Annotated in this window: 4 protein-coding genes; 2 read left to right on the forward strand and 2 right to left on the reverse strand. The window is 44.4% G+C overall.

Annotated elements, in window-relative coordinates; translation table 11 throughout:
• Positions 1-284 precede the first annotated feature (284 nt).
• Positions 285-872, forward strand: a complete 588-nt coding sequence (locus tag LC574_RS28420) for a Crp/Fnr family transcriptional regulator (RefSeq protein WP_229457001.1) — start codon at positions 285-287, stop codon at positions 870-872.
• A gap of 6 nt (positions 873-878) precedes the next feature.
• Here LC574_RS28420 and LC574_RS28425 read toward each other — a convergent pair whose 3' ends face one another.
• Together LC574_RS28425 and LC574_RS28430 are read right to left on the reverse strand one after the other, a co-directional pair.
• Positions 879-1,217, reverse strand: a complete 339-nt coding sequence (locus LC574_RS28425) for an NIL domain-containing protein (protein WP_229457002.1) — start codon at positions 1,215-1,217, stop codon at positions 879-881.
• A gap of 17 nt (positions 1,218-1,234) precedes the next feature.
• On the reverse strand, positions 1,235-1,879 hold the full coding sequence (locus LC574_RS28430) for an NIL domain-containing protein (protein ID WP_229457003.1): 645 nt from the start codon (positions 1,877-1,879) through the stop codon (positions 1,235-1,237).
• A 671-nt stretch (positions 1,880-2,550) separates the two neighbouring features.
• Here LC574_RS28430 and LC574_RS28435 point away from each other — a divergent pair.
• Positions 2,551-4,423, forward strand: a 1,873-nt coding sequence (locus tag LC574_RS28435) for an integrin alpha (RefSeq protein ID WP_229457004.1), incomplete at its 3' end; no start/stop codon positions are given.

Raw genomic sequence — 4,423 nt, forward strand, 5'->3', positions numbered from 1 at the left:
GACTAGAAATCACAGGTATTTCTTGCCGATGCACAACAACTGTTTGGGCATGGGGCATGGGGCATGGGGCATTGGGCATCCCTTCGGCTTCGCTCAGGGCAAGTGGGAATGGAGCATTGGGTATTGGTTATTAATTCTTGTCTCTCACTCCCTCACTCCCTCACTCCCTCATCTCCCTCATCCCCCACCACTCCCCACTCCCTCTTTAAAATATTCATAGCCTCCTAGAACCTGATATAAATATAATACTACGGTTAATTTATCGGAGAATAGTTTTATATAATATGGTGGCTTTGTACACAAGCTTATCTAGCTCAACAAGTAATACTAAAGAAATTTTTGCCCGTAGGTCATTTCTGCCAGAGCATCAAAACGGACTCTGGAAGATTGAAACGGGTTTTGTGAGGACTTTTACCTATCTGGAAGATGGTACAACCGTCGCTCTAGGATTGTGGGGACCTGGAGATATAGTTGGTAAGGCTTTGTCAAAATTAGATCCTTACCAAATGGAATGCCTAACTAAAGTAGAGGCGACGGTTTTATCTCTAGAGGAATGCACTCAACTAACAGAAACTCTACTTACCCATATCCAACAGGCTCAAGAATTAATGGTTATTCGTAGCCATAAAAAAGTTGAAACTATGCTGATCAAGCTGTTGGCATGGTTATCTAAAAAGTTTGGTTCGGAAGTTGAGAAAGGACGTTTAATAGATATGCGTCTGACTCACGAAGACCTGGCGGAAATGCTGGGTTCAACTCGTGTGACTATCACTCGTATTCTTGGACAGTTTGAGCAAGAAGGCCTGATTGCTCGTCTTTCCCTGCATCGAATTGTGCTGCGAGAAGAAGAAATTTGGTACTATGAAATTTAGATTATTTCAGCAAAACCAGCTATCGCCGTCAGCATTCGGCTTGCCCACAATTCTCAAATTTAGGGATTCCAGGTAAGCCAGACCGCTAGAGATTTGTGGCACTGTTCCCCGCAGTTCAATGTCAAAGTATGCTTCTTGATCTGTATTTGGTTGTAGCATAGCTTTAGTAATATTAACTACCAAGCCGTAAGCAGAAATTAACTGCGAAATCACAGGCGCTTGCAGATAGCATTTAGGAATATATATCCGCAGACGAATCTGGGTGACTTGGCTTTTTGTGTAAACTGAAGAAACCAGTGATAATTTGGTTTGGGAATTGGTTTGAGGGTTATTTAATGCTGCCATTAGGTAGTAACTATTAATTAGCGATCGCTATAAACGCTAGACAAATCTAGCCAAATTGGTAGCCCCAGTTTTTCTAAATAACTCAGGCTAGAGTAGAGTTGCTTTGTTCTCCCCCACAAATCCAAATCAAACCAGCCGTCATCTTCTGTATCGGGTTGCAGTCTAGCACTGGTGATATTGACTGTTAGTCCATAACGAGAAACTAACTCGGAAATCACCGGTTCTTCGTAATAGGATTTTAAGACGCACAGTTGCAAGCGCAATCGATTGGTTTGACCGAGAGAAATCCATTGCTGGAATTGTTTTTGCCATTGATTTGTCAGCGATGCAGAGTCTTTGGGACTCAGTTTGCTTGCTAGATATGGGAAAGTTAAAGAGTGCTGGTTGGGTTGAATGTGGTTAGTGATCGCTAATTCCAGCAAATTCACTCCCAATCCTTGCAAGTAAGATAAGCTATTTGTCAGCTTTTGGGGATTTCCCGAAAGATCCAAGTCAAACCAGCCATCGCTGTCACTGTCTGATGTCAAGGATGCTGCTTTGATATTGACGGTTAAACCATAACGAGACACGAGCCGGGAAATTACAGGTTGCCTGTGATACCGCTGAGGCACGAGAATTCGGCTGTGGACTGAAGCGGGTTCTACAGATTTATTCTGAGACATCAGATTAATTCCCAATAGCGATCGTTGTGCTTGAATTAGACAGAAAATCTTGCTGATGCCCCGCCCCTAGTACTCTGTCAAGCCAACTTTGCGGGGTTTATGGCAAGAAAATCAAGTTCCTTAAACTACGGTAAATATATCGAATTAATGTACTTAATTGTGATGTAAACGAGACTCTCACAAAGATCACAAAAAAGCAATGGGTAAATTCACCTAAAATATGCTCAATCTATATGAAGTAATTTGACATAAAACAATTGACAATTTATTGTATCTGTGATACTGATGTATTCGTAAGAATATTTAGTGTTTCTGTAGATTGAAACGCAATTTAAAGTTTTTAATCGAAATTAATTGACTGGCTAGCGGGCGATCGCATTAATTCTGACGGGTAATCAAATTGCCGAATTGGCAACCCATCAAGATCAATGATGACTGAAAAAACTAGGGACACTTAGGTAAAAACCTAGTGGCGGAATTTGTATGTCTAATTTTCATTGGTTTAATATATCTGACCAATCACCGTCACCCTAAAGTGTGCAGAATTTACGCACACACAAAGCAAGTCCGCTTAGTTTTGAAATCCTGGTCTTGCATGTAACCGAAACTCAGAGTTGCCTAATACCAGATATGAGCTACTCCCTGAATAACAAAAAACATAGGAGAAAATCATGGCTAATTCATCGTTCAATCTCGCCGACCTCAATGGCAGTAACGGCTTCATCATTAATGGCATTGCTGCTGATGACGGATCGGGCTTTTCAGTCAGCAATGCAGGGGACATCAACAACGATGGCATTGACGATGTGATTATTGGGGCAGGTTTCGCCTCCAACGGCAACTTTCGTACTGGCCAAAGCTATGTGGTATTTGGGGGAACGAATGTGGGCAGTGGCGGCATCCTTAACCTCTCTGATCTAAATGGCACTAATGGCTTTGCTATTAATGGCATTGCTGAAAATGACGAATTAGGCTGGTCGGTCAGCAATGGGGGGGACATCAATAACGATGGTATTGACGACCTGATTATTGGGGCACCCTCCTTTGCCGACCCCAACAGCAACGAAGCTGCTGGGCACAGCTATGTAGTGTTTGGAGCGACAAATGTGGGTAGTGGTGGCAGTATCAACGTCTCTGACCTCAATGGCACTAATGGCTTTGCTATTAATGGCATTGCTGAAAATAACGATTTAGGTATCTCAGTCAGTAGTGCGGGGGACGTCAATAACGATGGTATTGATGACCTGATTATTGGGGACAATTCAGCCTCCCCTAACGGCAACATTTTTTCGGGACAAACCTATGTGGTGTTTGGGGCGATAAATGTCGGCAGTAGTGGCAGTCTCAGCCTCTCTGACCTGAATGGCACTAATGGCTTTTTAATTAACGGCATTGCTTTTTATAACGAATTAGGCTGGTCGGTCAGCAAAGCGGGGGACGTTAACAACGATGGCATTGACGACCTGATTATTGGAGCAGTTGGTTCCGACCCCAGCAATAATTATGCTGGACAAAGCTATGTGGTGTTTGGGGGGATGAAAGTGGGTAGTAGTGGCAGCCTCAACCTTTCCTCCTTGGATGGCACTAATGGCTTTTTAATTAACGGCATTGCTAGATTTGACGACTCAGGCTGGTCAGTCAGCAATGCAGGAGACGTCAACAACGATGGTATTGATGACCTGATTATTGGGGCAAGAGGTGCCGACCCCAACGACAAAGATTTGGCCGGGCAAAGTTATGTGGTGTTTGGAAGAACGAGTGTGGGGAATGGCGGCATCCTCAACCTATCTGACCTAAATGGTACTAATGGCTTTGCTATTAATGGCATTGCTGCTGAAGACCAATCAGGCTGGTCGGTCAGCCATGCAGGGGACATTAACGCTGATGGCATTGATGACCTAATTGTTGGGGCAGTTACTGCCGGCCCCAACGGCAACTCTAATGCAGGAGAAAGCTATGTGGTTTTTGGAGGGACGAATGTGGGGAGTAACGGCATCTTAAACCTATCTGACCTCAATGGCACTAACGGCTTCGTCATCAACGGCATTGCTGTTGGTGACTTCTCTGGCCGCTCAGTCAGCAAAGCGGGAGATATCAACGGTGATGGTATTGACGACTTGATTATTGGGGCAAGTGGTGCCTCCTCTAACGGCAACGAAGGTGCTGGGCAAAGCTATGTCCTCTACGGCAACGCCGCCCCAAAAGTTGACCTCAACGGTGCTGGTGCAGGCATTAATTATGCTGTCACCTTTAGCGCCACCCCTGTAGCAGTTGTGGATAGTGCCAAGCTCACCGTTGCCGACATCAACACTCCGACTCTCAAACAAGCGACCATTACCATTACTAATCTTTTGAATGGTACAAATGAAAGCCTCAACGCTAACATAACTGGCACCAGCATCAGCGCTAGTTACAACGCTGCCATTGGCATCCTTACCCTTAGTGGTACAGATACACTAGCGAATTACCAGAAGGTTTTGCGGACGGTAACTTACAATAATACAGCTGCTACTCCCAACACTACTACCCGTACAATTCAGTTTG

Source organism: Nostoc sp. CHAB 5715, assembly GCF_020829685.1.
Classification (GTDB): Bacteria; Cyanobacteriota; Cyanobacteriia; order Cyanobacteriales; family Nostocaceae; genus Nostoc.

What these genes read in the sequence shown, in the direction of transcription:
- LC574_RS28420 (WP_229457001.1), top strand. Translation starts at nt 285, where the DNA reads ATGGTGGCTTTGTACACAAGCTTATCTAGCTCAACAAGTAATACTAAA.
- LC574_RS28425 (WP_229457002.1), bottom strand. Translation starts at nt 1,217, where the DNA reads ATGGCAGCATTAAATAACCCTCAAACCAATTCCCAAACCAAATTATCA.
- LC574_RS28430 (WP_229457003.1), bottom strand. Translation starts at nt 1,879, where the DNA reads ATGTCTCAGAATAAATCTGTAGAACCCGCTTCAGTCCACAGCCGAATT.